Origin of the sequence: Nocardioides sp. (assembly GCF_036493135.1) — a bacterium.
Classification (GTDB): domain Bacteria; phylum Actinomycetota; class Actinomycetes; order Propionibacteriales; family Nocardioidaceae; genus Nocardioides.
The window spans coordinates 1-24,371 of the sequence record NZ_DASXQG010000093.1; the positions used below are offsets into that span (position 1 = coordinate 1).

Consider the following 24,371-nt stretch of genomic DNA (forward strand, 5'->3'; position numbering starts at 1 on the left):
ATGATCGTGGTGATGAAGTTGACCGCACCCAAGATGGTGCCGAGCCCGGCCATCCACAGACCCATCACCCACAGGTCGCCGCCGATGTTGGGCGAGCGGACGGCGTCCGAGAGCGGCGTGTACGCGAACCAGCCGAAGTCCGCGGCCCCCGACGGCGTGAAGAAACCCGAGCCGGCGATCAGGCCGCCGAACAGGAACAACCAGTAGCTGAACATGTTCAGCCGCGGGAACGCCACGTCGGGGGCACCGATCTGCAGCGGCATGATCGCGTTGCCGAACCCGAAGAACAGCGGCGTCGCGAACAGCAGCAGCATGATCGTGCCGTGCATGGTGAACAACTGGTTGTAGACCTCGTCGTTGACGAACTGCATGCCCGGGTTCGCCAGCTCCGATCGCATGATCAGAGCCATCACGCCGGCGGCCAGGAACCACGCGAACGACGTGGCGAGGTACAGCTTGCCGATCACCTTGTGGTCGGTGGTCGTGATGACCTTGATGATCGCCTTGCCCAGCTCGCGGCGAGGCTGGGTGACCGTGGTGGCCGTGGACGGCGTAGTGGCGGTCATTGCGAGCCTCCATCGGGCGTCCCGAGCGGGTGCGCCAGTCCGGACTGGGTCTGTGACGTGATGCCACCGAGCAGGGGTTGGTTCGCGACGTTGCCCTGCGCCTCGAGCGTGCGCAGGTAGGTCTGGAAGTCGGCGTCGCTGACGATCTTGACGTTGAACAGCATGCGCGAGTGGTAGACCCCGCACAGCTCGTAGCACTTGCCGCGGTACGTGCCCTCGACGACCGGCTTCACCTGGAAGTGGTTGTCGTCCTCCTTCGGCCCCGGGATCACGTCCATCTTCTCCAGGAAGCCCGGAACGCCGAAGTCGTGGATGACGTCGGGCGAGTGCAGCTTGAACTCGACGTTCTTGTCGACCGGGATCACCAGGGTCGGCGGGTTGCCGGCCTGGCCGACGCTGTAGAGCACCTGGTTGTTGGGCGTGTTGATCTCGCCGCCGGGCAGGTAGTTGAAGGTCCAGGTCCACTGCTGACCCACGACGTAGATGGTCACGTCGGGGTTGGGGACGTCCTCGCGGATGAGGTTCTGGGTGCGCTCGGTGTGCACGAAGAACACCACGACCATGATGATCGGCGCGATCGTGTAGAAGATCTCCAGCGGCAGGTTGTAGCGGGTCTGGACGGGCACCTCGTCGTCGCTGCGCCGGTGGTAGCGCCAACACGCGTAGAAGATCAGGCCCCAGACCAGCGCCCCGGTGGCGAGCGCAGCCACCCAGGCCCAGCGCCAGAGCAGGAAGATGTGCTCGCCCTGGGCAGTGGCCGGGTCGGGCATCGCGAGGTTGGCCCACTCGTGACGGGTCTTCTCACTGCAGCCGGTGAGGGTGATGAGGAGGACCGCGGAGGCGAGGACAACTCCTGCACGTCGGGCGAGGCCGGGCGTACGACGGGGTGTACGACGCACTGTCGCGGCCGAGGCAGCGGGGACTTGCCGACCCACGAACGAGCCTTTCTGCGAAAGAGTTGTCCGACAGCCCGAACACTATCCGAACCCATACCCGCGCGGCGGGGTGGGTCGCCGGTAAGTCGGGTCCCCTGCGGCGGGTCTAGGTTGGCCGCGTGTCGAGCACCACGACGCCCGGCGGAAGCCCCGGACCGACCCGGCGCGTCAACCTGGACTCCGCCTCCGGTCAGCCACTCCACCCGGCGGCAAGACAGGCGTTCGCCGCCGCGCTCGACGCGGCCTATGCCGATCCGCGACGACTCCACCACGCGGGTCGCGCAGCGCGGCTCGTGCTGGACAACGCCCGGGCCGCGACGGCCGAGGCGCTGGGCGTGCGACCCGACGAGGTCTCGTTCACCGGCTCCGGAACCGAGGCCGTCCACCGGGGTCTGCTCGGGCTGCATCGAGGCGACGGCCCACGAGGTACGCACATCGTCCACTCCGCCGTCGAGCACTCGGCGGTGCTGCATGCCGCGGAATGGGCAGGAGCACCGACCAGATCCATGGCCGTCGACCCCAGCGGCCGCCTGCGGCTCGACGACCTCGACCTCACAGACGCCGCCGTCGTCGCCTGCCAGTCGGCCAACCACGAGGTCGGGACCGTCCAGCCCGTCGCCGAGCTGGCCGAGGCGATCGGCGACGTGCCACTCTTCGTGGACGCGTGTGCCTCGGCCGGGCGGCTCGACCTGCCGGACGGATGGTCGGCGTTGGCGGCGTCGGCGCACAAGTGGGCCGGGCCGGCGGGCGTCGGGGTCCTCGTCGTACGCCGCGGCGCGCGATGGCGCGAGCCGTTCCCCGAGGACGATCGCTCGGGCGAGCGCGAGAGCGGGTTCGAGAACGTGCCGGCGATCCTCGCCGCGGCCTCGGCGCTGCAAGCCGTGGTGGCCGAGCGCGCCGCCGAGAACGCGCGGACCCACGCGCTGGTCGACCGGATCCGCCGCGTCGTCGGCGAGATCGAGAACGTCGAGGTCGTCGGCGACCCGAGCGACCGGCTGCCACACCTGGTCACGTTCTCCTGCCTCTACGTCAACGCTGAGGCACTGGTGAGCGAGCTCGATCGGCTCGGGTTCGACGTGGCCAGCGGATCGGCGTGCACGGCCTCGTCGCTGGAGCCCAGCCACGTGCTGGCGGCCATGGGCGCGCTCACCCACGGCAACGTCCGCGTCTCGGTCGGCCGCGAGACCACCGAGGACGACGTCGGGCGGTTCCTCGAGCTCCTCCCCGATGCGATCGAACGACTCCGGGCGCGTCTGTGATGCTGGAGCTGGACTGCCGCGGAGTCGTCTGCCCGACCCCGATCATCGAGCTCGCCAGACGCGTCGGCGAGGTCGAGATCGGTGGGTTGATCGGCGTGGTCGCCACGGACGCGGCCGCGCGCGTCGACGTACCGGCGTGGTGTCGGATGACCGGCCAGGAGTACGTCGGCGAGGAGTCGGCGGAGGACGGCGTTCCGCGCTACGTCGTACGCCGGGTCTCCTGACCTCGAGGGTCAGCGGAGGTTGGCCGCGACGTCGGCCGCCGCGTGCTCGCCGTACCCCGTGCGGACACGGTCGACGAACTGGTCGTGGGTGAAGGTGTACTCCTGCGTGCCCACCGTCTCCACGACGTACGCCGCCAGCGAGCACCCGACCTGCGCGGAGCGCTCGTGGTCGAATCCCCACTCCAGTCCCGCGAGGAACCCCGCTCGGAACGCGTCACCCACACCAGTCGGCTCGACCGCGGTGATCCCCGGCACCGCCTTGACCTCGACCGGCGCGGCGTCGCGCGCGAGGATCCGCACGCCGTCGGCACCGAGCGTCGTCACCTGGGTGCCGACCCGCTCGAGCACCTCGTCGGCCGACCAACCGGTCTTCGACTCGATCATGTGCGACTCGTACTCGTTGGAGAACAGGTACGTCGCGCCGTCGATCAGGTCGCGGATCAGGTCACCCTCGCTGAACGCCAGCTGCTGGCTCGGATCGGCGATGAAGGGGAAGCCACGCTGGCGGCACTCGCGGGTGTGCCGCAGCATGCCCTCAGGATCGTCGGCCGCGACCAGCACGAAGTCGGGCGCACCGACCCGATCGACGATCGGCTGCAGCTCGATGAGCCGCGCCTCGCTCATCGCGCCGGCGTAGAACGAGGCGAACTGCGCCATCGACGAGTCGGTGGTGCACACGAAGCGGGCGGTGTGCCTGGTGTCGGAGATGTGCACGAAGGAGCAGTCGACGCCGTGCCGCTCCAACCAGCTGCGGTAGTCGGTGAAGTCGTCGCCGGCCGCTCCGACCAGCACCGGGCGCAGGCCGAGCCGAGCGAGACCGAAGGACATGTTCGGCGCCACACCGCCGCGCCGGATCTCCAAGTCGTCGACGAGGAACGACACCGCGAGCTTGTCGAGCTGTTCCAGGACCAGGGAGTCCTTGAACCGACCCCCGAACGACATCAGGTGGTCGGTGGCGATGGAGCCGCAGATCAGCAAGGACACGTTCCGGAATGCTAGGCGATGTGCGGCTGGGTGTACCCATCGGTAGCCGTTAGCGTCGTGGGCATGACCCGCGCGCGCACGTCGTACGACGAGATCGACTCGCCCGCCGTCATGCGCCAGGACGCCGCCGCGACCGGCCGCGCGCTCCGGCTGGACCGGATCGCGCGAGCGGCCGTCGACGGCCCGCCGAGCCTGGAGTACGACGACTTCCCGCACGAGGTCGCCAAGCGCGAGATCCCCGTGGACGAGGCAGCGTCGCGGATCGCGAACGCGCTGCGGCTCTATCTCGACTGAATGCTTTCGGGGTCGATCTCGTCCCCGGGCGTGAGGAAGCCCCCGCGGAGTCGTCTACACAGACGCGGGGGCTTCTGTCCGGGGCGCGCCCGGCGGCTCAGTGGAACGAGTCGCCGCAGGCGCAGGAACCGGTCGCGTTCGGGTTGTCGATCGTGAAGCCCTGCTTCTCGATCGTGTCGACGAAGTCGATCATCGCGCCGTTGAGGTAGGGCACGCTCATCCGGTCGACGACGACGGCCACGCCGTCGAAGTCGGTCACGATGTCGCCGTCGAGGGTGCGCTCGTCGAAGAAGAGCTGGTAGCGCAGACCGCTGCAGCCACCGGGCTGCACGGAGATCCGCAGCTGGAGGTCGTCACGACCCTCCTGGTCGAGCAGGCTCTTCACCTTGTCGGCCGCGACGGGGCTCAGGTTGATCTGGTCCGTACGGCGCTCGGTGACCTGGTCGGTCATGCTCGTTGCTCCTTCGTCGGTGTCTGAGAAGCGCGTCTCTCAGGCGCGTCTGACAGGTCCAATTCTCGCACAGCGGTGGTTATTCCGAAGGATCGCCACCCAGGCGTGGACCGGCCGCGAAGCTGCCTGGCTCAACGCGACCAGCTGCGCGCGACGCGCTCGGCGAGCCGGGCCAGGCTGTCGGCCGGGTCGCCGAGGGCGCGTTCCTCCCCCACCAGGTCGACCAGGGAGTACGCCGACTCGATGCCGAGCGCGCGCATCTCGCGGGAGCCGACCAGCACGCGCCCGGCCAGCGCCACGCACGGTCGGAGCGCCTCGGCGGCGACGGTCGCCACGCCGTACGGGACCTTGCCCGAACGGCTGGAGAAGTCGAACGCACCCTCCCCGGTCAGCACCAGGTCGGCCGCGCGCGCCCGGCCGGCCAGGTCGACGGCGTCGGCGACGACGTCGAATCCGGGACGGCGGGCCGCGCCGAGGAGGAGCAGCGCGAAGCCGAGGCCGCCGGCGGCGCCGGCGCCCTTCGCGAGCGACGTACGCCGGTCGGTCGCGGCCGCGAACTGCTCGAGCACAGCGTCCACGGCCGGCAAGCGGTCCTCGGTGATCCCCTTCTGCGGACCGAACGTCTTCGTCGCGCCGAACAGCCCGGTCAGCGGGCTGTCGACGTCGCTGGCGCAGGTGAGCGTCACTCCATGAAGCTGCGCACGGGCCGCCGCGAGATCGACGGTGGTGACGCCGTCGAGGCCGGCCGGTCCCTGGTCGAGCGGCCGGTCCGCGACGGCGCCCAGGGCGCCCAGCAGGCCCGCGCCGCCGTCGTTCGTCCCGGAGCCGCCGAGGCCGACGACGATCTCGGTGGCGCCGGCGTCGATCGCGTGCAGGACGAGCTCGCCGACCCCCCACGTGGTGGCACTCTCGGCGTGCTCGGCCCCGGTCAGGGTGAGGCCGCAGGCCTGGGCACTCTCCACCCAGGCTCGCTGGTCACGGCACAGCACGACCCCGGGCACTGGTTCGTGACGCGGCCCGGTGACGGTCACCACCGACAGCTCGCCTCCGAGCGCCTCGTGGATCACGTCGACGAACCCGGGCCCGCCGTCGGCCATCGGGGCGAGGTCGAGGTCGTCGTCCGGCGCCCGGCGGGCCCAGCCCTCCGCGATCGCCCGGGCGGCCTCCACCGCGGTGAGGGTGCCCGCGAACTTGTCGGGGGCAACCAGCACGCGCATGGGCTCATCCTCGCGCCATCCATCCGGCGGGCCTCGGGTGCCCCGGCCGCGTCGCTAGGTTTGGCCGGGTGAGCGACGTGCGGATCCGGCCGATGACCGTGGACGACGCACCTCGCGCCGAGCGGGTGACCGCGATCGGGTTCCACGAGCTGGACACCCGGATGTTCCGCCGCTCCTGGCCCGACCCACAGCTCCGTCCGCCGGAGCGCGGGGCAAACTGGATCAACCGCGCCCGGCACCTGATCGGTACCGACCCGGGCGGCTCCTGGGTGGCCGAGCGCGACGACGAGGTGTTGGGCATCGTGGTGTCGTTCGTACGCGAGAAGATGTGGCTGCTCGCGTCGTACGCCGTGGTGCCGCAGGCGCAGGGGCTCGGGCTCGGCAAGGCGTTGCTCGCGCCGGCGCTCGAGCACGGGCGCGGATGCCTGCGGGCGATGTTGAACGCGTCCAGCGACCCCAGGGCACTGCGGCGCTACCACGCAGCGGGCTTCAGGTTGTACCCGCAGATGTTCCTGCGCGGCACACCGGACCGCTCGCAGATCCCGGTCGTGGACAGGGTTCGGGAGGGGACCGAGAACGACATCGACCTGATGGACTCCGTCGACCGGCAGACCCGCGGTGCCGCCCACGGCGTCGACCACCGGCTGCTGATCCAGCAGTTCCGGCTGGTGGTCAGCGAGAGCCGGTCGGCCCAGGGGTACGCCTACCTCGACGACGGCGTCGCCCTGCTCGCCGCGACCGATCGGCGTACGGCGTCACGGCTGATGTGGGAGGCGATCGCCTCCAGCGAGGACGTCCTGATCGGGCACATCACGCCGGAGAACGGCTGGGCCGTCGACGTCGGGCTGGCCGCTCGCCTGGATCTGCACCAGGAGGGGTACCAGGCGCTGCGGCACATGCGGCCGCCGAAGCCGTACCTCCCGCACGGCGCACTCATGTGACCCTCCCTACGATGGCCACATGACGACGGTGGATCTGCCGCTGCTTCCGCTCGGGCGTGGCACCGACCTCACGGCCGAGCGAGGTGTCGAGTGCCCGGGCGACCTGCCGGCGCCGTCCGACCCCGACCTCGTGGCCCGCGCCCGTGCCGCCAAGGAGGCGTTGGGTGAGCGCGTGTTCGTGCTCGGGCACCACTACCAGCGCGACGAGGTGATCCAGTTCGCCGACGTCACCGGCGACTCGTTCAAGCTCGCACGGGACGCCGCCGGCCGGCCGGAGGCGGAGTACATCGTGTTCTGCGGCGTCCATTTCATGGCCGAGTCCGCCGACATCCTCACGTCCTCCGAGCAGATCGTGGTGCTGCCCGACCTCGCCGCCGGCTGTTCGATGGCGGACATGGCCCGGCTGGCGCAGGTCGAGGACTGCTGGGACGCCCTGGCGGACGCCGGGATCGTCGAGAGCGTCGTACCGATCACGTACATGAACTCCTCGGCCGACATCAAGGCGTTCTGTGGGCGCAACGGCGGCGCGGTGTGTACGTCGAGCAACGCCGACGTGGCGCTCGAGTGGGGTTTCGCGCAGAAATCGGACGCGAAGGTGCTGTTCCTCCCCGACCAGCACCTCGGCCGGAACACGGCCGTGCTCAAACTCGGGATGACCCTCGAGGACTGTGTGGTCTGGGATCCGCGACGGCCGGGTGGCGGGGTCTCGCCGGAGGATCTGGCGGCGGCTCGGATGATCCTGTGGAAGGGGCACTGCTCCGTGCACGGCCGCTTCTCCGCCGACGTCGTCGACGAGCTGCGTGCGAAGCGGCCCGGCATCCAGGTGATCGTCCACCCCGAGTGCACCCACGACGTCGTCACGCGCGCGGACCTGGTCGGGTCCACGGAGTTCATCATCAAGACCATCGAGGCCGCGCCGGCCGGGTCGGTCTGGGCGGTCGGCACCGAGCTCAACCTCGTGCAGCGTCTCGCCCGCGAGCACCCCGACCAGGAGATCGCCTTCCTCGACCGCAACGTCTGCTACTGCTCGACGATGAACCGGATCGACCTCCCCCACCTGGTCTGGGCCCTGGAGTCGCTCGTCGACGGCGTCGTCGTGAACCGCATCTCGGTCGACCCCCATACCGAGCACCACGCCCAGATCGCGCTCCAGAGGATGCTCGACCTCCCCGGCCGCTCCCACCGCGACTGACCGCCGTACAGCGCTGACCCGTCAGAACCGCGCGGCCGTACGGCGCCGACCCGTCAGAACTGTGCGGGTGCCCGGGTGCCCCCGGCAGTCACTTCTGACGGGTCGGCACCATCGGAGGGCACACTTCTGGCGGCTCAGCGTCAGAGGCCGGGGGCACCCCAGAGGGCGAGCCAGCGCTGGAGGTCCTGCTCCATCGGGAGCTCGGCGGCGAGGGTGTCGCGGACCTGGATCTCCAGGAGGTTGTCACGGGTCTTCGGACCGGTAGGCGCGAAGGCGTAGAAGGTGCCCTGCTTGTAGAGGTAGACCAGCCCGACGTTCCGGCCGGCGGCGTCGTGGAAGGGCACCAGCGAGCACAGCAGCCCGGTAGAGAACCCCTGCTCCTCGAGAGATGCGTTGACGGCGTGCAGGTCGGTGCAGAGCCCCTCCACGTCGTCGTCGACCCGGTCGACCACCAGCCAGGTGAAGCCGAAGTCGTCGTGGTGCACCTGGACGTCCGGCTTGTCGGTGGCATCACGCAGGAGCGCGACGACCTCGTCCTGCGTCTGCTGGTACGCCGCGCCATCCGGCGCGCGGAAGCACACCGACCCGGTCCCGGTCGGGGTGAACCCCGCCGCCGTCTGCAGCGTGATCGCGGCCGAGGGCACCAGGAACAGCGAGTCGAGGTTGGCCTGCTTCGGGGTCGTGCGCCCCGTCAAGGCACCCCAGAACCGACTCACGGTTGGGGCGGTCCGTCAGTCGGACGGCTCAGCTCGGCCTCGATCTTCGCCAGCTGCTGGAGCCGCTGCTCCAGCGACGGGTGGGTCGAGGTGAGCTGGCTGAGGCCCACGCCCTTGATCGCCGGGGTGATGAAGAACGCGTTCATCGCGCTCGACGCACGAAGGTCGGCGGTGGGGATCGCGTTCATCCCTCCGGAGATCTTCTGCAGCGCGGTCGCCAGGGCGCGCGGCTTCATCGTCAGGTACGCACCCGACCGGTCGGCACACAGCTCGCGATAGCGCGAGAGCAGCCGGGTCAGGAAGAAGCTGACGGCGTACACCAGCAGGCTGATACCCAGCACGACGATCCAGGCCGGGAAGCCGTTGTTGTCGTTGCTCCGGCGGCCACCGCCGAAGAGCGCACCGTACTGAGCCCCCCGGGTGAGCATGCCGGCGACGATCCCGGCCGTCGACGCGATCGTCATCACCGTGACGTCGCGGTGGGCGACGTGGCTGAGCTCGTGGGCGAGCACGGCCTCCATCTCGTCGGCCGTGAGCAGCCCCAGGATGCCGGTCGTCACGCAGACCACCGAGCGCTGGGGCGAGCGGCCGGTGGCGAAGGCGTTGGGAACCGTGAGGTCGGCCACGCCGACCCTCGGCTTCGGCATGTCAGCGAGGGCACAGAGCCGGTCGATCATCTGATGCAGCTCCGGCGCCTCCTCCGGCGTCACCTCACGGGCGCGCATCGCCTTCATGGCGACCGTGTCGGAGAAGTACCACTGCCCCCAGGCGATCGCGATCCCGATGATGCCGATGATCGGCGCCCACGCCGGAGGCAACACGAACATCAGGACGACGACCAGGGCGACGAAGACGGCACCCAGCAGGAACATGACCGACGTCATCCGGGCGGTCAGTCCGGCGTCGGAAGCGAATCGCGTACGGGCCATGCCGCCATTCTCCCTGAACGCCCCAAGGGCGGAGGGTCAGCCCGGGATCAGACCGTCGCCGCTGAGCATGTCCTTGACCTCCGCGAGCGTCGCGTCGGCCATCGGCAGGATCAGGTCAGACGGGTCCAGCGACTCCGCCTCGTGGGGCACCCCGGCCGTGCGCACGCCGTCGAGCAGCCGTGCCAGCGCGTCGTGGAACGACGCCTGGTCACTCGCCTCGATCGCGGACTCCACCTTCGCGTCGAGGTCGTTCAGGGTCGAGACCGCGTCTGCGGAGAGGTCGTACTGACCCTCTCCGAGGATGCGGACGATCACTGCGAGTCCTTCGACTCGCTCGTCTGTGCCGGTGCAGGCTCCTCGTCCTGGAGGATCTCGCCGCCGTCGCCACCCTCGATCGCCTGCGGAGCCGGGCCGCCGCCCTTGAGCCGGGCCAGCTCGGCCTCCACCTCGGACTGTGAGCTCATCGCCTCGAGCTCACGCGAGATGTCGTCGCCCTTGTTCAGCGAGGTCGCGTCGTCGAGCGCGCCGGAGGCGATCAGCTCGTCGATCGCACTGGCCCGCGCCTGCATCTGCGCGGTCTTGTCCTCCGCGCGCTGGATCGCCATCCCGACATCGCCCATCTCCTCGCCGATGCCGGACATCGCCTCGTTGATCTTGCTCTGGGCCTCCGCCGCGGTGTACGTCGCCTTGATCGTCTCCTTGCGGGTACGGAACGCCTCCACCTTCGCGCTGAGCCGCTGCTGGGCGAGGGTCAGCTTCTCCTCCTCGCCCAGCAGCTGGGCCTGCTGCGTCTTGAGGTCGGTGATCTGCGTCGTCAGCCCCGACTTGCGGGTGAGCGCCTCGCGGGCGAGATCCTCGCGCTGGACGGTGATGGCCTGCTCGGCCTGGCCCTGGAGCTTGTCGGACTGTGACTGAAGCTGGTTGATCTGCAGCTCCACGCGCTTGCGCGACGTGGCCACATCAGCGACGCCGCGGCGTACCTGGGCCAGGAGGTCGAGCTGACGCTGGTAGCTGTAGTCGAGCGTCTCGCGCGGATCTTCGGCGCGGTCGAGCGCCTTGTTCGCCTTGGATTTGAAGATCAGGCTGATCCGTTGCCACATGCTCATGAGGTCAGCCTATGGGAAGGCGTCAAGGTGACGACGCGACGGTAGGCTGACCACTCGGGCAGCCGCGCCCGTCCCTCATGGATCCACGACCAGCCAGGAAGCATCACCTTGTTCCGTCGTACCAAGCCCGAACCTCCCGCCGAGCCTGTGGGGACCGACGACCCCGCGACCCGCCAGAAGAAGGGCCGCCCGACTCCGAGTCGTCGTGAGGCCGAGGCGGCCAACAAGGCCAAGGCCAAGGTCCCGCGCACGCGCAAGGAGCAGGCGGCCGCTCGCCGGCTGGCGCGGTCGGAGTCGAGCACGAAGATGCGACGGGCGATGCGCACCGGGGACGACAAGTACCTCCCCGCCCGCGACCAGGGGCCGGTACGCCACTACATCCGCGACTACGTCGACAGCTCGTTCTGGTTGCTCGAGCTGATGCTGCCGATCCTGGTCGTGCTGCTGATCTTCGGCTACAGCGGCAGTACGACGCTCGCGGCGTACGCGAACGTCGCGATGCCCGCCCTGCTCCTCCTGGTCCTCTTCGAGGCGTTCCGGCTCCGGTGGCGCCTGCGCCGCGAGCTGACCCGGCGCTTCCCGGACGAGTCCCAGAAGGGCACCACCTTCTACGCCGTGATGCGGGCGCTGCAGGTGCGGTTCCTCCGGCAGCCCAAGCCCCAGGTGAAGATCGGCGCGCGGCTCCCCGAGCACTACCGGTAACGCTGTCGGCGCCCCGCTCAGGCGTCGTAGTCGAGGACCACGCGCTCCGACGTCGGGTGTGACTGGCAGGTGAGGACGTAGCCGTCGGCCATCTCCTCCGGCTCGAGCGCGTAGTTCACGTCCATCGCGACGGTGCCCTCGACGAGCTTGGCGCGGCAGGTGCCGCACACGCCGCCGCGGCAGGCGAACGGGAGGTCACTGCGTACCTGCAGCGCCGCCTCGAGAACGCCCACGTCGTCGGGCCGCAGCTCGAAGTCGGAGCTCCGGCCGTCGAGCTTGATCGTGACCTGCGCGGCACCCTCGACCGACGACGACGTCGCCTCAGGGGCACGCGGCACCGGGTCGGCGTGGAAGAGCTCGGTGTGGATCGCGCTGGGCTCGACCCCGTGGTCGAGGATCACCTGGCGTAGGTCGACCACCATCTGCTGCGGCCCGCACAAAAACCACGCGTCGACGTCCTCGGCCGGCAGCAGGGACTTCAGGATCCGGCTGAGCCGGTCGCCGTCGAGCCGCCCGGAGAACAGCTCGACGTCCTGCTGCTCGCGCGACAAGACGTGGACGAGGTGGAACCGCTCCGGGAATCGGTCTTTCAGGTCGTGGAGGTCGTCGAGGAACATGATCGTGCGATGGGTGCGGTTGGCGTAGACCAGCATCACCTGCGCGTCCGGCTCCTCCTCGAGGACCGTCGACACGATCGAGATGATCGGCGTGATCCCGGAGCCGGCGGCGATCGCGACGTACGTCTTGGCGGCCTCGGGGTCGAGCTGGGTGGTGAACCGCCCGGCCGGCGTCATCACGTCGAGCTCGTCGCCGAGGTGCAGGGTGTCGACCACGCCTTCGGAGAACGCGCCGCCCGGCAGCTTCTTCACGCCGATCGTGAGGATGCCGGAGCGCGGCGTGGTGCAGATCGAGAAGCTACGGCGCTCGCCGTCGTCGCCGCGGATCGTCAGGTGCTGGCCGTGCACGAAGCGGTAGTCGTGGGCGAGCTCAGGGGGCACGGAGAAGGAGATCGCGACCGCGTCGTCGGTGAGCGGCTCGACGGCCGCCACCCGGAGCGGGTGGAACTGCGGCTTGGACATCGGCTCAGATCGCCTTGAAGTGGTCGAAGGGCTCGCGGCACGAGCGGCAGACCCAGAGACTCTTGCAGGCCGTCGAGCCGAAGCGGCTGGACTCCCGGGTGTCGAGACTGCCGCACTGCGGGCACCGGACCGACAGGGCCAGGGCGATCGGGTCGTCGGTGCGGACCGGGCCGGGTGGAGCGATCCCGGCCTCGGCCAGCTTGTCTCGTCCGGTATCGGTGAGGTCGTCGCTGGACCACGCCGGGCTCAGCACGAACTCCACGTCGACGTGCTGGTAACCGGCGAGCGTCAGCGTCTCGACGAGGTCCTCGCGGATGGTCTCCATGGCGGGACAGCCGGAGTACGTCGGCGTGATGGTCACGTGGACCCGGCCCTGGTCGTCCTCGGTGACCTCGCGCAGGATGCCGAGGTCCTCGATGGTGACCATCGGCAGCTCGGGGTCGAGCACCCTGGCCGCGAGGTCGCGCGCGCGACGACCCACGTCGTTGATCGAGCCCGTCGAGATCGTCACCAGGTGGCTCCCGGGTGCGAGCGGTGGAGGTACTGCATCTCCGCCAGCAGGTAGCCGAGGTGCTCGGTGTGCAGACCGGCACGGCCGCCGGCCAGCGCCGATCGAACCTCGGGCATCGAGAGCGTCGCCTCGGTGACCACTCGGCGTACGTCGGACAGCACGCCGTCGCGGAGCTCGGCCGGGTCGACGACGCGGCCGGCCAGCGACGCGTCCAGCGGGGCGAACAGCTCGTCGACGTACGGCCACTCGGCATCCAACGCCGCCTGCATCCGGGCGTGCGACTCCTCCGTGCCGTCGCCGAGCCGCAGCACCCAATGGGAGGCGTGGTCGACGTGGTAGGCGACCTCCTTGACCGCCTTCGCGGCGATCCCCGCGAGCGTCTCGTCACCGCACGCGGCGAGCGCCCGGTAAAGATGGAGCTGGTACGTCGAGAACACCAGCAGGCGAGCCATCGCGACCCCGAAGTCGGTCATCGGCCGCTCGACGAGCTTGACGTTGCGGAAGTCGCGCTCGTCGCGCAGGTAGGCCAGGTCGTCCTCCGTGCGACCCTCCCCCTCGAGCTCGCCGGCATAGGTCAGCAGCGTGCGGGCCTGGCCGAGCAGGTCGAGCCCGATGTTGGCCAGCGCGACGTCCTCCTCGAGCTCCGGCGCGCGGCTGATCCACCAGCCCATCCGCTGGGCGGAGACGAGGGCATCGTCGGCGAGACCGAGGGTGTACTCGAAAAGCAACGTCTCGGCGGAGTGGGGGTCCTCGCGGAAGCGCGAGCTCTGCGAGCGATTTCGTGGGGTCACAGATGCTCGACCCCCTCCGGGACGTCGTAGAACGTCGGGTGGCGGTAGATCTTGTCGGCCGCGGGGTCGAAGAACGAGTCGCGCTCGTCCGGCGTCGACGCCTCGATGTCGGAGGCCTTCACCACCCAGATCGAGACCCCCTCGCCGCGGCGCGTGTAGAGGTCGCGGGCGTTGCGCAGCGCCATCTCGGCGTCCGGAGCGTGCAAGGACCCGGCATGCACGTGTGACAGCCCGCGGCGTGCGCGGATGAAGACCTCCCAGAGGGGCCAGTCGCGAGTGCTCATGCCACGGACTCGGTACGACGTGCGTGCTTGTCCGCGTAGGCGTCAGCGGCCTCGCGGACCCACGTGCCCTCGGCGTAGGCACCACGCTTGTGGGCCATCCGCTCGGCGTTGCACGGACCGTTGCCCTTGATCACCTCGAACAGCTCGGTGAAGTCGATCTCGCCGTAGTCGTAGCTGCCGCGCTCGTCGTTCCACCGGAGGTCGGGATCGGGCAGGGTCAGCCCGAGCGCCTCGGACTGCGGCACGGTCATGTCGACGAAGCGCTGCCGCAGCTCGTCGTTGCTGAACCGCTTGATGCCCCACGCCATCGACTGGGCGGAGTTGGGCGAGTCGTCGTCCGGCGGGCCGAACATCATCAGCGACGGCCACCAGTAGCGATTGACGGCATCTTGGGCCATCGCCTTCTGCCCGGGCGTGCCGTGCGAGAGCGTGTGGAGGATCTCGAAGCCCTGCCGTTGGTGGAACGACTCCTCCTTGCACACGCGCACCATCGCCCGGGCGTAGGGGCCGTAGGAGCAGCGACACAGCGGCACCTGGTTGGTGATCGCGGCACCGTCGACCAGCCAGCCGATCGCGCCGACGTCGGCCCAGGTGAGGGTCGGGTAGTTGAAGATCGAGGAGTACTTCTGCCGGCCGGAGTGCAGTTGGTCGACCAGGTCGGCCCGGTCGACGCCGAGCGTCTCGGCCGCGGCGTACAGATAGAGGCCGTGGCCGGCTTCGTCCTGCACCTTCGCCATCAGGATCGCCTTGCGGCGCAGGCTCGGCGCGCGGCTGATCCAGTTGCCCTCGGGCTGCATGCCGATGATCTCGGAGTGGGCGTGCTGGGCGATCTGCCGGACCAGCGACTTCCGGTAGGCCTCGGGCATGTCGTCGCGGGGCTCGATGCGGCCCTCGTCGGCGAGCAGCTCGGTGAACGCGGCCGGATCGTGTTGCGCGGCCGCCTGCTGCTCGTCGGTGCCGAAGTCGTTGCCGTACACGGTCCCACCGTACCAGTGATATGACACTTTTCTGCATCGATGCCGAAGTGGTGTAACACCCATCGCGCTGCCACGATGGGCGCGTGAGCACCCCCTCCGCCGACGTCTCGGTCCGGATCGCGTGGTCGGACGACGCCGAGGCCATCGCCGCGATCCAGGCCCGCGCCTGGGCGACGTCGTACGCCGCGCTGGTGCCGGCTGCGGGCGACCTGCGGCAGGCCGACTTCGCCCAGCTGTGGCGCGACGCGCTCAGTCACCCGGCGGACGCCCGACACCGTGCGCTCGTCGCCCTGGAGCGCAACCGCGTCGTCGGCTTCGCGATCACGACTCCGGCCACCGATCCGGACTGCGACCCGGTGACCGACGGGGAGCTGATGGAGTTCACGATCGACGCCGAGGAGCGTGGGAAGGGCCACGGATCGCGGCTGCTCCAGGCGGCCGTGGACACGATGGTCGCCGACCGGTTCACCCGCTCCGTGACCTGGTTGGTGGCCGACGACGACGAGCTCCGCACGTTCCTGACCGAGGCGGGCTGGGGCCCGGACTCGGCTTATCGGACCCTCGATCTCGACGGCTCCGGCTCGACCCAGGTCAGACAGGTACGGCTGCACACCACCCTCGCCTGACCACGTCGTGGACGATGGTCAAACCCCCTTGGATTTCCGTCCCAGACGGGCCACCATGGACGTCCGGCGATCCCCACCGCCCCGCGCGGGGTCGACACCGCCACCGACAGGAGGCACCCCGATGTTCGGACCACTGCCCGTGCTCCACCGGATCGTGCTCGGCACGATCAGCCTCTGCTTCGGGATCGTGGCCGGCGTCTGGATCGCCCATTCCACCCCGCTTCCGATGGCCGTCTCCGGTGGTGCGCTGGCGGGGGGTCTGGTCGGACTGCTCTTGGCCTACGTCCTGGTTCACGCCTCGCAATCCGAGCCGCGTCCGGTGCGTGTGACACGCCGCCGCTGACTCTCAGGTCCGCCACTAGGGTCGGCGGGTGGCCGACCCGGGGAGGAGCGAACCGTTCGCGGTCGATCGCCGTGCGATCGTCCGCGACAGCCTCGGCGTCGGCATCGCCACCGGCTTGTACGGCGTGTCCTTCGGCGCCGTCTCGGTCGCCGCCGGCCTGTCGGTCCTCCAGACCTGCGCGTTGTCCTTGGTGTTGTTCACCGGCGCCTCGCAGTTTGCGTTCGTCGGTGTCGCCGCGGCGGGCGGTGCGCCGCTGTCGGGCGCGTTGACGGCGCTGATGCTCGGCACCCGGAACACGCTCTACGGCCTCAAGCTCGCGCCGTTGCTGGGCCTTCGGGGATGGCGCCGGGTCGCGTCCGCCCAGGTCGTCATCGACGAGTCGACGGCGATGTCGGTGACCCGGGAGTCGCGCGAGGCGGCCCGGACCGGCTTCCTCACCACCGGGCTGTCGGTCTTCGTCCTCTGGAACACCTTCACGCTGGTCGGAGCCGTCGCCGGCAACCTGATCGGCGACCCGCGGACCTACGGCCTGGACGCCGCCGTCGGCGGCGCGTTCCTCGCCCTGCTGTGGCCGCGCCTGGCCGACCCCCGCAACCGGGTGATCGCCGTCTGCGCAGCCGCCGTCGCACTGGGCGTCGTGCCGGTGACCGCCGCCGGCGTTCCGGTGCTCGTGGCCGGCGGGGTCGCGCTCCTGGCCGGCCTGCTCACCCCCTCGGCCACGGACTCGACGGAGCTGCCCGGACGATGACCTGGGTGGCGATCCTCGGCGCCGGTGTCGGCTGCTACCTCCTCAAGCTCGCAGGCCTCTCACTGCCGCCGCGGGTGCTCCAGCATCCCCTGGTCGAGCGCGTGGCGGACCTGATCCCGGTCGCGCTCCTCTCCGCCCTCGTGGCGGTCCAGGTGTTCGCCGAGGGCAGCCGGCTGACCATCGACGCACGCGCCGCCGGACTCGCGGCCGCGGTCATCGCCTTGCTGCTGCGCGCGCCATTCCTGGTCGTGGTGTTCGTGGCGGCCGCCACCGCCGGGCTGGTGCGGCTGGTGTTCCCCGGCTGGTAGCCGGGGGAACGGAGCAGCACCGCGCGCTGGTCAGAGGTCGAGCAGGTCCTCGAGCCCGACGGTCAGACCGGGGCGGTCGGCGACGCCGCGCACCGCCAGCAGCACGCCCGGGGTGAACGACGCGCGGTCCATCGAGTCGTGGCGGATCGTCAGCGTCTCCCCCGGTCCACCCAGCAGCACCTCCTGGTGGGCGACCAGCCCGCGGGCCCGGACGGAGTGGACGTGGATCCCCTCGACCTCGGCGCCGCGGGCTCCCGCGAGCCCCGTGGAGGTAGCGTCCGGGACCGGTTCCAGATCTGCCTCCCGTCGAGCCGCGGCGATGAGCTCCGCCGTACGCCGCGACGTACCGCTCGGGGCATCGACCTTGTCCGGGTGGTGCATCTCCACGATCTCGACCGACTCGTAGAACGGCGCGGCAGCCGCCGCGAAGCGCATCATCAGGACGGCCCCGACCGAGAAGTTCGGTGCCACGATCACACCCACCGACGGGGCGTCGGACAGGGCGGCCCGCACCTCGTCGAGACGCGTGTCGTCGAACCCCGTCGTACCGACCACGCAATGGACACCGCGACCGATGCACCACCGCAGGTGGTCCATCACCACGTCCGGCTTGGTGAAGTCGACGACGACATCGGCCATCGCGAGCGGATCGAGGTTGTCGGTCGAGCCGAGCGCCGCCACCAGCATGAGGTCGTCGGCACGCTCGACCACCCGGCAGACCTCGGACCCGACCCGACCTCGAGCCCCCAGCACGCCGATCTTGATCGTCACGCGCCCCAACCTAGCGGCGAGTCGGGACACCCGACGGCCACGCGGGTCGGGTCGAATCACGATCTGGCAGTCTGAGGGCCATGCCAGTCCAGCAGGTCCCGCCACGGTTGATCTGGGCCGTCGAGCTGATGGATCCGCAGCCCGGTGACAACGTTCTCGAGATCGGATGCGGTCCCGGGTACGGCGCCGAGCTGATCTGCCAGCGACTGACCACGGGCAAGCTCTTCGCGATCGACCGCTCGGAGTCGGGCGTCGACCGCACCCGCCGGCGCAACCAGAAGTACGTCGACGCCGGCCGGCTGACCGTTCGCCAGATCGACCTGGCCACGCTCCGGGTACCGGTGAAGCGGCTGCACAAGGTGTTCGCGTTCAACGTGAACCTGTTCTGGGTGCGCAAGTGCGCGGACGAGGTCGCGCTGCTTCACGAACGCGTCCTCCCGGGCGGTGCGGTCTACCTCTACTACGAGACGACCCAGCCCGAGCTGGTTCCGAACATCGTCCGCAAGGCGTCTGCCGCGCTGACCGAAGGCGGCTTCCGGGTCTCGGTCGTCGACCAGAAGGCGCCACCGGTCGTCGCGATCATCGGCCGCAGATGAGTTTATTTCCTGATATTGACCAAGCATTAGGTTATTCTCTAAACTTGGCACACCATCAGGATGGAGACGAGCCATGGACGTCGTGGTGCTGACCGTCGACCAGGACGAGAGCCGGAGCGGATCCGACCAGGTCCCGGCCGCGCTCGCGTCGCTCGCCGACGTGCCGGTTCGGCTGGCCTTCGAGCGCACGGTGGGTGACGAGTTCCAGGGCGTGCTCGACCAGCCGGCCGCGGTCGTCTCGGCCCTGGAGGCGTTGCTCCGCTCGGGCGAGTGGAACATCGGGATCGGGGTGGGCCAGGTCGAGACGCCGCTGCCGGACCAGGCGCGAGCCGGACGCGGACCGGCGTACCTCTCCGCCCGCGAGGCGGTCACCCGCGCCAAGTCCAGTCCCTGGCACGTGCGCGCGGTGGGCGAGGGCGACGGCGTCCGGGCGCTCGAGTCGGCGATCTGGCTGTGGGCCGCGCTGCTGGCACGCCGTACGCCGCGGGGCTGGGAGGTCGCGGACCTCGTCGACGAGGGGCTCACCTACGACGGGGCCGCCTCGCGCATCGGCATCAGCCAGTCCGCGGTCAGCCAGCGGGCCGCGGCCGCCGGCATCGCCGAGGGACGGCGTGCCCGCGAGCTGGTGGAGTACCTCACTCGCACCGCACTCGGAGGTGAACGATGACCGGCACCGAGATCGTCGACACGATCCTGGTCGCGCTCGCAGCACTGGCCTCGGTGGTGGGGCTCGCCACCGGCAAGGCCCCGCGACTCGCGGCCGGCGCGTCGCTCGTCCTGGTCGCGGTCGCCCTGCTCTGGGGCTGGGTCTCCGACGCCGACCACGAGCTCGACAAGACCGTCACGGTGCTCGCGGCCGTCGTGGCGGTGGCCGGCGGCGGACTGGTCACCACTCAGGTGTTCTCCTTCGTCGAGGACCCTGAGCGGGTCACCCGAGCCGGATCCGTGCTCCGGGGAGGCGCATGGATCGGCGCGCTCGAGCGCCTCGCCGTGTACGTCGCGCTCGTGGCGGGCTGGGCGCCGGGCCTGGCGATCGTGCTCGCGGTCAAGGGACTCGGTCGCTACCCGGAGCTGCGCAACCATGAGGACACCGGCGTGGCCGAGCGGTTCATCATCGGCACGTTCACCAGCGTGCTCTGGGCAGTGGCCTGCGCCGGCGTCGCGGTCCTGGCTCCCTGAGCGAGGACCGAAACGACGCCGCGCGCTCGACTCACACCTTGACCGCGTCGAGGACGGCCATGACCTCCTCCGGGGTGGCGGCAGCACGGAGAGCGGCGACCTGCTCGGTGTCGGTGAAGATCCCGGCGATCCTCGAGAGAAGGGCGAGGTGGTCGTCGCCCGCGCCGGCCACGCCCACGACGAACTCCGCCGGCTTGCCGTTCCAGTCGACCGGCTCGTCGTAGCGCACGAATGAAAGTGCCGTCCGGTGGATCGAGGACTTGGCCTCGTTCGTGCCGTGCGGGATGGCCAGGCCGTTGCCCATGAACGTCGACACCGAGGTCTCGCGGTCGTGCATCGACGTCACGTAGCCCTCGTCGACTGCGCCCGCCGCGACGAGCAGCCGGCCCGCCTCGTCGATCGCGTCGTCGCGCGACCTCGACCGACCCCCGAGAACGATGGAGCTGGTGGCCAGGACGCCACCGTGAGAGGCGGGGTCGCCCACCATGGATTGATCCTCGACCGGCTGCCCGGTCCCGCTGCCGGTCCCGGTGCCGTTCGCCACGCCGATGAGCTCGACGATGTCGTCGTACGCCGGGCTCGCCATGAAGTTGTCGACCGTGACCAGCACCGCCGACGGCGCCATGGGTCGTGCCCGGGCGGCCAGGTCCTGATGGGTGACGATCACGTCATAGGTGTCGGTCAGGTTCGAGATGGCCCGGTTGACGACCGTGATGCCGTCGTGTCCGGCATCCTTGATCTTCTTGCGCAGCACCGACGCGCCCATCGCGGAGGAGCCCATGCCGGCGTCGCAGGCGAAGACGATCGCGTGGATCGCGCCTCCGCCAGGAGTCCCTCTGCCGGTCAGCGCGGCTGCCACCGACGACTGCTTGCCCTTGAGCTTCTCCATGCCCGCGGTCGCGGCAGCCAGGTCGACCTCGTCCACGGACGTGTCGAGCCGCAGCAAGAGGCCGGCGACCAGGAAGGTGACCACCAGTGCGGCAGACCAACAGAGGGTGACGCCCACGACGCTGCCCTTGGCCACCGACGAGTAGACGGCGAAGATCGAACCGGGCGCCGCCGGCGCGACCAGCCCGGAGTTGAAGATCACGTTCATCATGGTGCCCGTCGCACCACCCGCGATGAGGGCCAGGACCAGGCGCGGCTTGGCGAGGACGTAGGGGAAGTAGACCTCGTGGATGCCACCGAGGAACTGGATGATCAAGGCACCCGGGGCCGTGGCCTTGGCGATGCCACGACCGAAGACCATGTAGGCCAGCAGCACGCCCGCGCCGGGGCCGGGGTTCGCCTCGAGCAGGAACAGTGCGGAGTGACCGGCCTGCTTGGCCTGATCCAGCCCGAGGGGGGTGAGGACGCCGTGGTTGATCGCGTTGTTGAGGAACAGCACCTTGGCCGGCTCGATGATGACCGCGGTCAGCGGCAGCATGTGGTGGTGCACCAGCCACTCGACGCCGTTGCCCAGACCCGTCATCACGCCGCGCAGGATGGGGCCGAGGATGAACATCGACCCGATCGCCATGACCGCAGCGGAGATGCCGGCGGAGAAGTTGTTGACCAGCATCTCGAAGCCGGGCCTGATCCTGCCGTCCCAGAGCCCGTCGAGCCTCATGATCACGTAGCCACCGAGCGGGCCTATGATCATCGCGCCGAGGAACATCGGCGAGCCGCCGGTCTCTGCGTACGCCTTGTCGAAGAGCGGCGAGCTGGTCGCCATGATCACGCCCAGCGTCGAGGTCGCACCCACCACGCCACCGCGGATCTTGTACACGTTGTAACCGCCGGTGTAGGCGATCAGCAGCGGGATCAGGTAGTAGATGCCGGGCCCGACGATCGTGGCGATCTTCTCGTTCGGCGTCCAGCCGACGGGAATGAAGAACGCGGTGATCAGGCCCCAGGCGATGATCGCGCCGATGTTCGGCATGACCATGTTGGACAGGAACGTTCCGAACCGTTGGGCGTGCACGCGCAGGCTGCCGCCTTCGGGGGCCGTCGTTGTGGTGGCCATCTGGTTCCTCTCGATCAAGCGGCACGTGACGACCGTCACGGCCCGATACACACGGATTCTGCAACACATACGGGCCCATTGCCAAGTATTCGGGCCCCTTTTTCTGCCCGTTTGCTTGGTTTTTTTCCGCCAGACGACTAGCGTCGCGCCCGAACCCGCCGTCGAAAGGACCCCTCCATCCATGAAAGCCCTGCGGTTCTACGCCCCCGAGGACGTGCGGCTCGAGGACCTGCCCGAGCCCGAGTGCGGACCCGACGAGATCAAGCTGCGGGTGCGCAACTGCTCCACCTGCGGCACCGACGTGAAGATCTTCCACAACGGTCACCAGAACCTCACGCCTCCGCGGACGATCGGGCACGAGATCGCAGGTGAGGTCGTCGAGGTCGGCACCGACGTGAACACGACGTACGGCAGCGACTGGAGGGTCGGTGACCGCGCCCAGGTGATCGCGGCCGTGCCGTGCGGCGAGTGCTACGAGTGCCGCAAGGGCTGGATGGCGGTGTGCCAGAACCAGACGTCGGTCGGCTACCAGTACGACGGCGGGTTCGCCGAGTACATGATCGTGCCCCGCCAGGTGCTCAAGGTCGACGGGCTCAACCCCATCCCCGACAACGTCGGGTACGACGAGGCCTCGGCCGCCGAGCCGTTCGCGTGCGCGATCAACGCCCAGGAGCTGCTCGGCATCGAAGCCGGCGACACCGTCGTCGTGTTCGGGGCCGGCCCGATCGGGTGCATGCACATCCGGATCGCGCGCGGCGTACACGAGTGCGGCCCGGTCTATCTCGTCGACGTGAACGCCGAGCGGCTGAAGATGTCCGCCGAGGCGGTCCAGCCCGAGGAGACCATCGACGGCTCGCAGGTCGACGTGGTCGAGCGGGTCATGGAGCTGACCGGCGGTCGTGGCGCCGATGTCGTGATCACCGCCACCGCCGCGAACATCACCCAGGAGCAGGCGATCGCGATGGCCGCGCGGAACGGCCGCATCTCGTTCTTCGGCGGGTTGCCGAAGACCAACCCGACGATCACCTGCGACTCCAACCTCGTGCACTACCGCCAGCTGCACATCCACGGCGCCAACGGCTCGGCGCCGGAGCACAACAAGCGAGCCCTGGAGTACATCTCCACCGGCCAGGTCCCGGTCAAGGACCTGATCACCCGCCACATCCCGCTCGACGACGTCCTCTCGGCGTTCGACATCGTGGCCAAGGGCGAGGCCATCAAGGTGACCGTGGAGCCCTGACTGCTTCGGGTCGTCCGCCCAGGCGGGCACTAGAGCACCCGCTCAGGCGGACGACCCGATCTCTGGGCAGCCCTGGCTGAACCAGGACGCCGCTTGCGACGTGGAACAGGCACAGAGACACTGATCCACGGAGGGCGGGACATGGCCGAGCGTGGGACTCCTGCGGACTTCGAGCGCTGGGTGGAGCCGCACCTGACGACTCTCGCCCGGTACGCCGGTCGGCTGGTCGCACCCGCCGACCGCGACGAGATCGTGCAGCAGACCCTGATCCGCGCCTACCAGCGCTGGTCGACGTACGACGCGTCGCGCGGCACCCCGGTCGTCTGGCTGCTCGGGATCGTCCACAACGAGTCCAGCCGTCACCACATCCGTCAGCCGGCGAGGGAGATCGTGGAGCTCGTCGACACGACGGCCGCTCCCCCGCCGACGCGCGACGTCGACCTCGAGCGGGCCGTCGACGGGCTCGGCCACCGTCAGCGGCTGGCGGTCGACCTGCACTACTTCGTGGGCCTGGATGTCGTCACCGTGGCCGAGGTCATGCGCTGGGGGCCGGGCACCGTCGAGGCGACCCTGCACCAGGCCCGAGCCAGGTTGCGCGACCTGTTGGGAGAGGACGAGGACGACCTCATGGAGGAGCGACTCTCCGTCGCGGGCGGGCGTTGGCGCGATGAGCAACCTCTCGCGCCCGGCGTTCCGCTCCGGCGCCTCGAGGCACCTCTCGGGCGGCACCTTCCGCGGCGGGCGGCCGTGGCGGCCGCGGTTGCCCTGGTGCTCGTCGGAGTCGGCACCGTGGCGGTCGTGCGCGCCCTGGGCCGGAACGGCACCGCGCCGGGAGACGCCACCTCACCCACGCCCGCCGTCGAGCGCGCCGCCGGAAGGGTCGTCCCATGGCGCGACCTCGAGCCGGGCCACCCCGCGTTCGGGAAGGACGTGAACGGCGTCCTCGTCACGCCGTACGACGATGTGTCGGCCACCGGCAGCATCTCCGGAACGGTCCACCCCGGCGACACGCTCGTCTTCGACGCCGCGCTGACGGCGCCCGGGCCCGTCAGCCTCCGCCCCTGCCCCGACTACACGATCGCCTGGGGCACGCAGACGACCACGCGGGGTCTCAACTGCGCCCAGGTGCCGTACTTCGCCAGCCTGGTCCGGTCGAACGGGAAGGTGACCGGGTTCCGACCCGTGCTGCCGCCGGGGACGCACGTCCTCTTCCAGATGCGCGTGACCGTTCCCGACGAGCCCGGACCTCAGCAGGTCACGTGGACCCTCGACGGGCCACAGGAGCTGGTGGGGTTCTCCGGGATCGTCGACGTGACGCCGCCCTGAGCGAGGACGCTGCGTGCCGGTCGTCCGCCTCGCTGGGCACAAGAACACCCGCTCAGGCGGACGACCCGATT

Annotated in this window: 31 protein-coding genes; 15 read left to right on the plus strand and 16 right to left on the minus strand. The window is 69.9% G+C overall.

What is annotated here, in order from left to right:
• A partial coding sequence (locus VGJ24_RS17690) for a cbb3-type cytochrome c oxidase subunit I (RefSeq protein ID WP_331501960.1) occupies positions 1 to 566 on the minus strand: 566 nt, incomplete at its 3' end.
• On the minus strand, positions 563 to 1,501 hold the full coding sequence (gene coxB / locus VGJ24_RS17695) for a cytochrome c oxidase subunit II (protein WP_331501961.1): 939 nt from the start codon (positions 1,499 to 1,501) through the stop codon (positions 563 to 565). The genes coxB and VGJ24_RS17690, both read right to left, overlap by 4 nt.
• Before the next feature lie 119 nt (positions 1,502 to 1,620).
• On the opposite strand from coxB, the gene VGJ24_RS17700 reads away from it, so the two are divergent.
• Together VGJ24_RS17700 and VGJ24_RS17705 are read left to right on the plus strand one after the other, a co-directional pair.
• The gene (locus VGJ24_RS17700) at positions 1,621 to 2,760 is read left to right on the plus strand and encodes a cysteine desulfurase family protein (protein WP_331501962.1); all 1,140 of its coding nucleotides are present in this window, start codon (positions 1,621 to 1,623) and stop codon (positions 2,758 to 2,760) included.
• Entirely contained in the window at positions 2,760 to 2,984 is a 225-nt protein-coding gene (locus VGJ24_RS17705; RefSeq protein WP_331501963.1) for a sulfurtransferase TusA family protein, read from the plus strand. The genes VGJ24_RS17700 and VGJ24_RS17705 overlap by 1 nt, the downstream gene beginning before the upstream one ends.
• 9 nt (positions 2,985 to 2,993) lie before the next feature.
• Here the strand turns inward: VGJ24_RS17705 and VGJ24_RS17710 are convergent, their stop codons facing one another.
• Complete coding sequence (locus tag VGJ24_RS17710) at positions 2,994 to 3,968, minus strand: carbohydrate kinase family protein (protein ID WP_331501964.1); 975 nt, start codon at positions 3,966 to 3,968, stop codon at positions 2,994 to 2,996.
• Between the two features lie 63 nt (positions 3,969 to 4,031).
• Between VGJ24_RS17710 and VGJ24_RS17715 the strand changes: the two genes are divergently transcribed.
• Positions 4,032 to 4,262, plus strand: a complete 231-nt coding sequence (locus VGJ24_RS17715; RefSeq protein ID WP_331501965.1) for a hypothetical protein — start codon at positions 4,032 to 4,034, stop codon at positions 4,260 to 4,262.
• A 97-nt stretch (positions 4,263 to 4,359) separates the two neighbouring features.
• On the opposite strand, the gene erpA is transcribed toward VGJ24_RS17715, so the two are convergent.
• Both erpA and VGJ24_RS17725 read right to left on the minus strand, forming a co-directional pair.
• On the minus strand, positions 4,360 to 4,713 hold the full coding sequence (gene erpA / locus VGJ24_RS17720) for an iron-sulfur cluster insertion protein ErpA (RefSeq protein WP_331501966.1): 354 nt from the start codon (positions 4,711 to 4,713) through the stop codon (positions 4,360 to 4,362).
• A 131-nt stretch (positions 4,714 to 4,844) separates the two neighbouring features.
• A complete protein-coding gene (locus VGJ24_RS17725) occupies positions 4,845 to 5,930 on the minus strand; it encodes a glycerate kinase (RefSeq protein WP_331501967.1) in 1,086 nt (361 codons plus the stop codon).
• A gap of 68 nt (positions 5,931 to 5,998) precedes the next feature.
• Between VGJ24_RS17725 and VGJ24_RS17730 the strand changes: the two genes are divergently transcribed.
• Together VGJ24_RS17730 and nadA are read left to right on the plus strand one after the other, a co-directional pair.
• Positions 5,999 to 6,871, plus strand: a complete 873-nt coding sequence (locus VGJ24_RS17730; RefSeq protein WP_331501968.1) for a GNAT family N-acetyltransferase — start codon at positions 5,999 to 6,001, stop codon at positions 6,869 to 6,871.
• 19 nt (positions 6,872 to 6,890) lie between these two features.
• Positions 6,891 to 8,063 carry a quinolinate synthase NadA gene (nadA, locus tag VGJ24_RS17735; RefSeq protein WP_331501969.1) on the plus strand — a complete coding sequence of 391 codons (1,173 nt, stop codon included), beginning with the start codon at positions 6,891 to 6,893 and terminating at the stop codon, positions 8,061 to 8,063.
• A 140-nt stretch (positions 8,064 to 8,203) separates the two neighbouring features.
• Here nadA and pspAB read toward each other — a convergent pair whose 3' ends face one another.
• The 4 genes from pspAB to VGJ24_RS17755 are packed head-to-tail and all read right to left on the minus strand — an operon-like array spanning position 8,204 to position 10,814.
• Positions 8,204 to 8,779 (minus strand): PspA-associated protein PspAB, encoded by a 576-nt coding sequence (pspAB, locus tag VGJ24_RS17740; protein WP_331501970.1) that lies wholly within the window; start codon positions 8,777 to 8,779, stop codon positions 8,204 to 8,206.
• Positions 8,776 to 9,708 carry a zinc metalloprotease HtpX gene (htpX, locus tag VGJ24_RS17745; protein WP_331501971.1) on the minus strand — a complete coding sequence of 311 codons (933 nt, stop codon included), beginning with the start codon at positions 9,706 to 9,708 and terminating at the stop codon, positions 8,776 to 8,778. The genes pspAB and htpX overlap by 4 nt, the downstream gene beginning before the upstream one ends.
• 36 nt (positions 9,709 to 9,744) lie before the next feature.
• The gene (pspAA, locus tag VGJ24_RS17750; RefSeq protein ID WP_331501972.1) at positions 9,745 to 10,023 is read right to left on the minus strand and encodes a PspA-associated protein PspAA; all 279 of its coding nucleotides are present in this window, start codon (positions 10,021 to 10,023) and stop codon (positions 9,745 to 9,747) included.
• A complete protein-coding gene (locus VGJ24_RS17755) occupies positions 10,020 to 10,814 on the minus strand; it encodes a PspA/IM30 family protein (protein WP_331501973.1) in 795 nt (264 codons plus the stop codon). Before VGJ24_RS17755 ends, pspAA begins: the two co-directional genes overlap by 4 nt.
• 108 nt (positions 10,815 to 10,922) lie before the next feature.
• Here VGJ24_RS17755 and VGJ24_RS17760 point away from each other — a divergent pair, with 108 nt between their 5' ends.
• Positions 10,923 to 11,516, plus strand: coding sequence for a DUF3043 domain-containing protein (locus VGJ24_RS17760; protein ID WP_331501974.1), 594 nt, complete (start codon positions 10,923 to 10,925; stop codon positions 11,514 to 11,516).
• 17 nt (positions 11,517 to 11,533) lie between these two features.
• Here VGJ24_RS17760 and paaE read toward each other — a convergent pair whose 3' ends face one another.
• Genes paaE through paaA form a run of 5 tightly spaced genes read right to left on the minus strand, consistent with a single transcriptional unit; the run spans position 11,534 to position 15,158 of the window.
• Entirely contained in the window at positions 11,534 to 12,595 is a 1,062-nt protein-coding gene (gene paaE / locus VGJ24_RS17765; protein WP_331501975.1) for a 1,2-phenylacetyl-CoA epoxidase subunit PaaE, read from the minus strand.
• A 4-nt stretch (positions 12,596 to 12,599) separates the two neighbouring features.
• Complete coding sequence (gene paaD / locus VGJ24_RS17770) at positions 12,600 to 13,106, minus strand: 1,2-phenylacetyl-CoA epoxidase subunit PaaD (protein ID WP_331501976.1); 507 nt, start codon at positions 13,104 to 13,106, stop codon at positions 12,600 to 12,602.
• Complete coding sequence (gene paaC / locus VGJ24_RS17775) at positions 13,103 to 13,897, minus strand: 1,2-phenylacetyl-CoA epoxidase subunit PaaC (protein ID WP_331501977.1); 795 nt, start codon at positions 13,895 to 13,897, stop codon at positions 13,103 to 13,105. Before paaC ends, paaD begins: the two co-directional genes overlap by 4 nt.
• Positions 13,894 to 14,181 (minus strand): 1,2-phenylacetyl-CoA epoxidase subunit PaaB, encoded by a 288-nt coding sequence (gene paaB / locus VGJ24_RS17780; protein WP_331501978.1) that lies wholly within the window; start codon positions 14,179 to 14,181, stop codon positions 13,894 to 13,896. Before paaB ends, paaC begins: the two co-directional genes overlap by 4 nt.
• Entirely contained in the window at positions 14,178 to 15,158 is a 981-nt protein-coding gene (paaA, locus tag VGJ24_RS17785; protein WP_331501979.1) for a 1,2-phenylacetyl-CoA epoxidase subunit PaaA, read from the minus strand. The genes paaB and paaA overlap by 4 nt, the downstream gene beginning before the upstream one ends.
• An 83-nt stretch (positions 15,159 to 15,241) precedes the next feature.
• Here paaA and VGJ24_RS17790 point away from each other — a divergent pair, with 83 nt between their 5' ends.
• The 4 genes from VGJ24_RS17790 (at position 15,242) to VGJ24_RS17805 (ending at position 17,183) form a co-directional block, all read left to right on the plus strand.
• Entirely contained in the window at positions 15,242 to 15,784 is a 543-nt protein-coding gene (locus VGJ24_RS17790) for a GNAT family N-acetyltransferase (protein WP_331501980.1), read from the plus strand.
• A 121-nt stretch (positions 15,785 to 15,905) separates the two neighbouring features.
• Positions 15,906 to 16,127 (plus strand): hypothetical protein, encoded by a 222-nt coding sequence (locus tag VGJ24_RS17795; protein ID WP_331501981.1) that lies wholly within the window; start codon positions 15,906 to 15,908, stop codon positions 16,125 to 16,127.
• A gap of 28 nt (positions 16,128 to 16,155) precedes the next feature.
• Positions 16,156 to 16,875 (plus strand): AzlC family ABC transporter permease, encoded by a 720-nt coding sequence (locus VGJ24_RS17800; RefSeq protein WP_331501982.1) that lies wholly within the window; start codon positions 16,156 to 16,158, stop codon positions 16,873 to 16,875.
• Positions 16,872 to 17,183: an AzlD domain-containing protein gene (locus tag VGJ24_RS17805; RefSeq protein WP_331501983.1), complete on the plus strand. Its 312-nt coding sequence runs from the start codon at positions 16,872 to 16,874 to the stop codon at positions 17,181 to 17,183. The genes VGJ24_RS17800 and VGJ24_RS17805 overlap by 4 nt, the downstream gene beginning before the upstream one ends.
• Before the next feature lie 30 nt (positions 17,184 to 17,213).
• Here VGJ24_RS17805 and dapB read toward each other — a convergent pair whose 3' ends face one another.
• On the minus strand, positions 17,214 to 17,948 hold the full coding sequence (dapB, locus tag VGJ24_RS17810; RefSeq protein WP_331502000.1) for a 4-hydroxy-tetrahydrodipicolinate reductase: 735 nt from the start codon (positions 17,946 to 17,948) through the stop codon (positions 17,214 to 17,216).
• An 86-nt stretch (positions 17,949 to 18,034) separates the two neighbouring features.
• Here dapB and VGJ24_RS17815 point away from each other — a divergent pair, with 86 nt between their 5' ends.
• The 3 genes from VGJ24_RS17815 (at position 18,035) to VGJ24_RS17825 (ending at position 19,729) form a co-directional block, all read left to right on the plus strand.
• On the plus strand, positions 18,035 to 18,550 hold the full coding sequence (locus tag VGJ24_RS17815) for a class I SAM-dependent methyltransferase (RefSeq protein WP_331501984.1): 516 nt from the start codon (positions 18,035 to 18,037) through the stop codon (positions 18,548 to 18,550).
• Between the two features lie 73 nt (positions 18,551 to 18,623).
• Positions 18,624 to 19,217, plus strand: coding sequence for a transposase (locus tag VGJ24_RS17820; RefSeq protein WP_331501985.1), 594 nt, complete (start codon positions 18,624 to 18,626; stop codon positions 19,215 to 19,217).
• Positions 19,214 to 19,729, plus strand: a complete 516-nt coding sequence (locus tag VGJ24_RS17825) for a hypothetical protein (protein ID WP_331501986.1) — start codon at positions 19,214 to 19,216, stop codon at positions 19,727 to 19,729. The genes VGJ24_RS17820 and VGJ24_RS17825 overlap by 4 nt, the downstream gene beginning before the upstream one ends.
• Positions 19,730 to 19,760: 31 nt before the next feature.
• Here VGJ24_RS17825 and VGJ24_RS17830 read toward each other — a convergent pair whose 3' ends face one another.
• Positions 19,761 to 21,734, minus strand: coding sequence for a PTS mannitol transporter subunit IICBA (locus tag VGJ24_RS17830; protein ID WP_331501987.1), 1,974 nt, complete (start codon positions 21,732 to 21,734; stop codon positions 19,761 to 19,763).
• Between the two features lie 181 nt (positions 21,735 to 21,915).
• Here VGJ24_RS17830 and VGJ24_RS17835 point away from each other — a divergent pair, with 181 nt between their 5' ends.
• Positions 21,916 to 22,974 carry a zinc-dependent dehydrogenase gene (locus VGJ24_RS17835; protein ID WP_331501988.1) on the plus strand — a complete coding sequence of 353 codons (1,059 nt, stop codon included), beginning with the start codon at positions 21,916 to 21,918 and terminating at the stop codon, positions 22,972 to 22,974.
• A 141-nt stretch (positions 22,975 to 23,115) separates the two neighbouring features.
• Complete coding sequence (locus VGJ24_RS17840) at positions 23,116 to 24,300, plus strand: RNA polymerase sigma factor (RefSeq protein WP_331501989.1); 1,185 nt, start codon at positions 23,116 to 23,118, stop codon at positions 24,298 to 24,300.
• Positions 24,301 to 24,371: the final 71 nt, after the last annotated feature.

Bases quoted from the DNA above. Each gene is read 5' to 3' on its own strand.
- htpX (WP_331501971.1), bottom strand. From the start codon at position 9,708: ATGGCCCGTACGCGATTCGCTTCCGACGCCGGACTGACCGCCCGGATG.
- VGJ24_RS17815 (WP_331501984.1), top strand. From the start codon at position 18,035: ATGCCAGTCCAGCAGGTCCCGCCACGGTTGATCTGGGCCGTCGAGCTG.
- paaB (WP_331501978.1), bottom strand. From the start codon at position 14,181: ATGAGCACTCGCGACTGGCCCCTCTGGGAGGTCTTCATCCGCGCACGC.
- VGJ24_RS17705 (WP_331501963.1), top strand. From the start codon at position 2,760: ATGCTGGAGCTGGACTGCCGCGGAGTCGTCTGCCCGACCCCGATCATC.
- VGJ24_RS17795 (WP_331501981.1), top strand. From the start codon at position 15,906: ATGTTCGGACCACTGCCCGTGCTCCACCGGATCGTGCTCGGCACGATC.
- VGJ24_RS17715 (WP_331501965.1), top strand. From the start codon at position 4,032: ATGACCCGCGCGCGCACGTCGTACGACGAGATCGACTCGCCCGCCGTC.
- VGJ24_RS17725 (WP_331501967.1), bottom strand. From the start codon at position 5,930: ATGCGCGTGCTGGTTGCCCCCGACAAGTTCGCGGGCACCCTCACCGCG.
- VGJ24_RS17840 (WP_331501989.1), top strand. From the start codon at position 23,116: ATGGCCGAGCGTGGGACTCCTGCGGACTTCGAGCGCTGGGTGGAGCCG.
- VGJ24_RS17805 (WP_331501983.1), top strand. From the start codon at position 16,872: ATGACCTGGGTGGCGATCCTCGGCGCCGGTGTCGGCTGCTACCTCCTC.
- VGJ24_RS17825 (WP_331501986.1), top strand. From the start codon at position 19,214: ATGACCGGCACCGAGATCGTCGACACGATCCTGGTCGCGCTCGCAGCA.
- VGJ24_RS17820 (WP_331501985.1), top strand. From the start codon at position 18,624: ATGGACGTCGTGGTGCTGACCGTCGACCAGGACGAGAGCCGGAGCGGA.
- paaE (WP_331501975.1), bottom strand. From the start codon at position 12,595: ATGTCCAAGCCGCAGTTCCACCCGCTCCGGGTGGCGGCCGTCGAGCCG.
- VGJ24_RS17755 (WP_331501973.1), bottom strand. From the start codon at position 10,814: ATGAGCATGTGGCAACGGATCAGCCTGATCTTCAAATCCAAGGCGAAC.
- VGJ24_RS17830 (WP_331501987.1), bottom strand. From the start codon at position 21,734: ATGGCCACCACAACGACGGCCCCCGAAGGCGGCAGCCTGCGCGTGCAC.
- VGJ24_RS17835 (WP_331501988.1), top strand. From the start codon at position 21,916: ATGAAAGCCCTGCGGTTCTACGCCCCCGAGGACGTGCGGCTCGAGGAC.
- nadA (WP_331501969.1), top strand. From the start codon at position 6,891: ATGACGACGGTGGATCTGCCGCTGCTTCCGCTCGGGCGTGGCACCGAC.
- erpA (WP_331501966.1), bottom strand. From the start codon at position 4,713: ATGACCGACCAGGTCACCGAGCGCCGTACGGACCAGATCAACCTGAGC.